The following is a 547-nucleotide window of genomic DNA, read 5'->3' on the forward strand; positions in this document are numbered from 1 at the left end:
GTCGTAGATCGAGAAGGACGACGTGAAGCCCAGCTTCTTGGACTCGCGGCGCAGGATGCGGACGCACGCGCTGTGGAAGGTCATGACCCACATCGCGTTCGCCCGGGGGCCGACGAGCTGCTCGACGCGCTCCTTCATCTCGCCCGCGGCCTTGTTGGTGAAGGTGATCGCGAGGATCTGGCCCGGGTGCACGCCCCGCTCGGCGAGCAGGTAGGCGATGCGGTGGGTGAGCACGCGGGTCTTGCCGGAACCGGCTCCGGCGACGATGAGCAAGGGGGAGCCGGAGTGCACCACCGCGGCGCGCTGGTTGTCGTTGAGCCCCTCCAGCAGCGCGGCGGAGTCGATCACCGGGCGCGGGGCGCCGTCCCGGTAGTAGGCGTCCCGCTCCGGGGGCACGTCGAACTTCCCGCCGAACAGGTCGTCCGGGAGGGGCTCCGGGGCGTGCTCGTCCTCGGGTGGCGGCGGGGGCTCGTCCGCCGGGCCGCGCTGGGCCTGGAGGTCCGCCAGGAAGCTGTCGTCAAAGAGGCTGCTCATCGCTCTCCGAGTC

The 547-nt window shown here is 71.3% G+C and carries 1 protein-coding gene; it reads right to left on the bottom strand.

Annotated elements, in window-relative coordinates; genetic code table 11:
• Positions 1–534 (bottom strand): UvrD-helicase domain-containing protein (locus LPA54_RS36020; protein ID WP_228984751.1); only part of this gene is annotated, 534 nt, incomplete at its 3' end.
• Between the last annotated feature and the right edge of the window lie 13 nt (positions 535–547).

The organism is Streptomyces sp. DH12, assembly GCF_020873895.1.
Classification (GTDB): domain Bacteria; phylum Actinomycetota; class Actinomycetes; order Streptomycetales; family Streptomycetaceae; genus Streptomyces.